This window comes from Acidiphilium sp. JA12-A1, assembly GCF_000724705.2.
GTDB lineage: Bacteria > Pseudomonadota > Alphaproteobacteria > Acetobacterales > Acetobacteraceae > Acidiphilium > Acidiphilium multivorum.
This window is the reverse complement of the sequence record NZ_JFHO01000132.1, coordinates 1-4,000: the sequence shown is the minus strand read 5'-3', so window position 1 is coordinate 4,000 and position 4,000 is coordinate 1. Positions and strand designations below refer to the sequence as shown.

Annotated in this window: 3 protein-coding genes and 2 pseudogenes; 4 read left to right on the top strand and 1 reads right to left on the bottom strand. The window is 61.1% G+C overall.

The annotated features are described in order from the left end of the window. Positions 1-616, bottom strand: a pseudogene (gene tnpA / locus RT91_RS20920) (IS66 family insertion sequence element accessory protein TnpA); the annotation flags it as partial. Positions 617-767: 151 nt separating this feature from the next. On the opposite strand from tnpA, the pseudogene RT91_RS20915 reads away from it, so the two are divergent. The 4 genes and pseudogenes from RT91_RS20915 to RT91_RS18220 all read left to right on the top strand — a co-directional run. After that, positions 768-946: pseudogene (locus RT91_RS20915) on the top strand (IS701 family transposase); the annotation flags it as partial. Between the two features lie 371 nt (positions 947-1,317). Continuing rightward, a complete protein-coding gene (locus RT91_RS18230) occupies positions 1,318-2,142 on the top strand; it encodes a 3-hydroxybutyrate dehydrogenase (RefSeq protein WP_048858214.1) in 825 nt (274 codons plus the stop codon). Further along, on the top strand, positions 2,132-2,731 hold the full coding sequence (locus tag RT91_RS18225) for an SIS domain-containing protein (RefSeq protein WP_007422999.1): 600 nt from the start codon (positions 2,132-2,134) through the stop codon (positions 2,729-2,731). The genes RT91_RS18230 and RT91_RS18225 overlap by 11 nt, the downstream gene beginning before the upstream one ends. Next, positions 2,728-3,696 carry an NAD-dependent epimerase/dehydratase family protein gene (locus RT91_RS18220; RefSeq protein ID WP_035189036.1) on the top strand — a complete coding sequence of 323 codons (969 nt, stop codon included), beginning with the start codon at positions 2,728-2,730 and terminating at the stop codon, positions 3,694-3,696. Before RT91_RS18225 ends, RT91_RS18220 begins: the two co-directional genes overlap by 4 nt. Positions 3,697-4,000: the final 304 nt, after the last annotated feature.

The window sequence follows — 4,000 nt, the reverse complement described above, 5'->3', positions numbered from 1 at the left end:
CGCTGATTGCAGCCCTGCGGAATGGTCATCGGAGATCGTGTGCCCAAGGCCCGCTTTCGCCCGCCGCGACGGCGAACCTGAAGGCGTTCTTCGCGGTAAAGGCGCCGAAACTTCTTGTGGTTCATGGAAATTCCTTCGCGGCTGAGCAGCCAGTGCAGGCGCCGATAGCCAAATCGACGGCGCTCGCCCGCAAGCACGCGCATGCGTTCGCGAGCCTCCGCATCATCCGGGCGGCGGCTTTGATACCGCACCGTGGTCCGATCCACGCCCAGCGCATCGCAGGCCCGGCGTTGGCTCACCTCGAACAGGCTCTGAAGATGAGCTACCGCCTCCCGCTTATGGCTGGGCGCTAGAATTTTTTTGACGCAATTTCCTTGAGCATGGCGTTGTCCAGCACGGCGTCCGCCAACAGCCGCTTGAGCCGAGCGTTCTCGTCTTCCAGCTGTTTGAGCCGCCTGGCGTCCGAGACTTCCAACCCGCCGAATTTGGCCTTCCACTTGTAAAACGTCGCCGAACTGATCCCGTGTCGACGGCAGACCTCCGCCGTCGACATCCCCGACTCCTGCTCTTTGAGGATGCCGATGATCTGTTCCTCGCTAAACCGACTGCTCTTCATCTCGTCCGTCTCCCTGATGGGGCGGACTCTACTCATTCCTGGAGGAAATCCACGGGCTCAGACCAGAGGTGACCTCCGAATTGCGCGGCAAAGCCACTGACGTTTTCATGGTCATATTATTTAAAATGCGGCCCGAGGGCCTGCTCCATCTGTCGAAGGCCATCGTCGGGCGATCGAAGACCGCCTGGAGACCACGAAGAACGAATTCGCCTTGACCACAGCGAGACCCGGTCCTGGCACGGGTGGCATCGTCACGTCTCGTTCGTGATGCTCGCCCCCGTCGCGATGGCGGTGGTCCGATATCGAGCCAACGATACGACGTCCCCAAAAAAGAAGGCCGAGCATGCCGACCCTCAGGAACGGATACTCTGGCCTGTTCAGGAAGTCAGCTGTATCGCGCAACAAGCGCGCTCAGCGCCGGATCGAACCCGCCGACATCATCGCGTGGCTATGCTGGCGATGCACTCACCATGCCGCACCCAGACGGGCTCATCAAAATCTGAAATGCGACCGCAATGCCAGCTTCAACTCGGACCACTCACCGGGGGCCGGCCACTTCATCCCGTCGGCATCGGGGCACTCCTCGTGCTTCACCAACTTGCTTTGTCGCATTAGAACTTTCGCCGATTCAGGGCCCTGATGCGGCTGCCCCATGAGAAATGCGGGTTAACCCCTCAAGCCCTCTTGAAGCGCTGTGCTCCATGGCGCAGAACGATTCGACACTGACATTGGGGGTACCCGTGAGTCTCAGGGGCAAGGTTGCGCTGGTAACCGGTTCGACCAGCGGTATCGGTCTTGGCATTGCGCGTGCGCTGGCTGCACAGGGTGCGGACATCATGCTGAACGGGTTCGGCGACACAGCGAAAATCGAGGATTTGCGGGCCTCTCTTGGCGGGGAGTTTGGTGTACGCGTCGCATTCGACGGGGCGGATCTGACCCGCCCGGCGGAGATCAGGCGACTGGTGACGCGGGCCGAAGCTGACCTCGGCTCGATCGATATTCTGGTGAACAATGCCGGGATCCAGCATGTGGCACCGGTCGAGGATTTTCCCGACGAGAAGTGGGATGCAATCATCGCGCTCAACCTTTCCGCCGTATTTCACGCAATGAAGTCCGCGGTGCCGCTGATGCGCCGGCGCGGTTGGGGGCGGATCGTCAATATTGCCTCCGCTCATGGACTGGTCGCGAGCGGGCAGAAGATCGCCTATGTCGCGGCGAAGCACGGCGTGGTCGGGGCGACCAAGACGGTTGCGATCGAGTGCGCGAACGACGGCATCACGGTAAATGCGATCTGTCCCGGCTGGGTCCTGACGCCGCTCGTCGAGGCGCAGATCGAGGCACGGGCGGCATCGAACCGCACCACGGTGCAGGACGAGGCCAAGGCGTTGCTCGCAGAGAAGCAGCCGATGCTCGAATTCACCACGCCAGGCAAGATCGGCGCCTTTGTCGCTTTTCTCTGCTCCGAAGCGGCTTCGACCGTCACAGGCGCGGCCCTTTCCATCGACGGTGGCTGGGTTGCCCACTGAGCGGGGTGAAGCGGCGCATATCGCCGCGCTGCTCCGGCGCGGCGCCGCGCTGAAGCAGGCTCTCGCCGAGGCGCCCGAACCGGTGATAGCCATCGTTGACGCCTGTGAGGCGGCGATTCGCGCCGGGAACAAACTGATGTTCTGCGGCAATGGGGGATCGGCGGCCGATTCCCAGCATCTGGCGACGGAATTGCTGATCCGCCTGCGCGGCAGCGTGGCGCGCGACTCCTGGCCTGCGTTGGCGCTGACGCTCGATCCCGCCGCCTTGACCGCCGCGGGGAACGATTTTGGCTTCGACGAGGTTTTCGCCCGACCGCTTGCCGGCCTCGGCCGCAGCGGCGATGTGCTGTTTGGAATTACCACGTCCGGCCGTTCGCCCTCAGTCCTGCGGGCGCTGGAGGTGGCGCGGGACAAGGGGATCGTCACGGTGGGCATGCTGGGCGGCGATGGCGGGCCGGCACTGGCGTTGTGCGATCATGCCATAATCGTGCCGGACGACACCACGGCGAGAATTCAGGAATGCCATATCACGCTTGGCCATATCATTCTTGAGTTGCTCGAGGATCGACTGACGGATGCACGCAGGTGAAGGTCCTGTTGACCGGTGCGGCTGGGTTTATCGGCTATCACGTCGCCGAGGCTCTTCTCTCGCGTGGTGCGCTTGTCGCCGGGGTGGACGATCTTAATCCGTATTACGATGTCAGGCTGAAGCATGCGCGGCTTGATCGGCTGGCTGCGCATGATGGCTTTCGCTTTCACCGGGTCGATATCGCCGATCATGCGGCGTTGCGCGCGGTCGGCGATGATTGGGATGTCATCGTTCATCTCGCGGCGCAGGCCGGCGTGCGCTATTCGATCGACAACCCATTCGCTTACGCTGCGGCGAACCTGGTGGGGCATCTTTCTGTCCTGGAAGTGGCGCGCCATGTGCCACGGCTAAAGCATCTCGTGTACGCGAGTTCGTCATCCGTATACGGAGCCGGAACACCGTTGCCCTATGCCGAGACGGCGCGAGCAGATCGGCCTCAATCGCTCTATGCGGCGACGAAGCGAGCAGACGAGTTGATGAGCGCAGCATACGCGCATCTCTACGGAATTCGGCAGACCGGATTGCGCTTTTTTACGGTCTACGGGCCGTGGGGGCGACCGGACATGGCCTATTTCGGTTTTGCCGAAGCTATCATGGCCGGGCGCCCCATCACCCTCTACGAGGCCGGGACGCTAAAGCGCGATTTCACCTACATAGACGATATTGTCGAAGGTGTGATGGGTGTGATCGAGCATGCGCCCGCAGAGGTTGGCGCGCATCGGATCTTCAACATCGGGAATCATCGGGCTGAATTCGTTCGTGACCTTGTGCAGCTGCTCGAGGAGGAACTGGGACGAAAAGCTGTGATCGTCGACGCATCGCGCCCGCCGGCTGATCCTGTCGAGACATGCGCCGACCTTTCGGCTCTCGCCGAGTTGACCGGATTTGCGCCGAAAACCAATCTGAATCACGGGATTAAGAAATTTGTTTCCTGGTATCGCATTTGGTGCGCGGAGAGGGGTTGACGGTCCGGTTGGGGTGTAATAGATCAGTCACATCGACGGCGGCGCTGGATGAATGTGCCGACGGGGTGATGTTCGGCGGGACGGAAGTTCCGTCGTTTTGTTCTTTGAGGATTGTGAATAGGCTAGGAAGGGATACGTTGGTGGCGTTTGGCTGCTGGGCTTGAGGGTCTGGTGGTTGGAGCTGAGGCTTAGGCTTAGGTCTGGGTTTTGGTGGTGGTTCTTGAGGGTTGGCTGGTGATCTGGGTTTATGTGATCTGGATGATTATCTGGTCTTTAGGGGCTGATTTGAACGCTGTCTGATGTA

Bases quoted from the DNA above. Each gene is read 5' to 3' on its own strand.
- RT91_RS18230 (WP_048858214.1), top strand. From the start codon at position 1,318: ATGGCGCAGAACGATTCGACACTGACATTGGGGGTACCCGTGAGTCTC.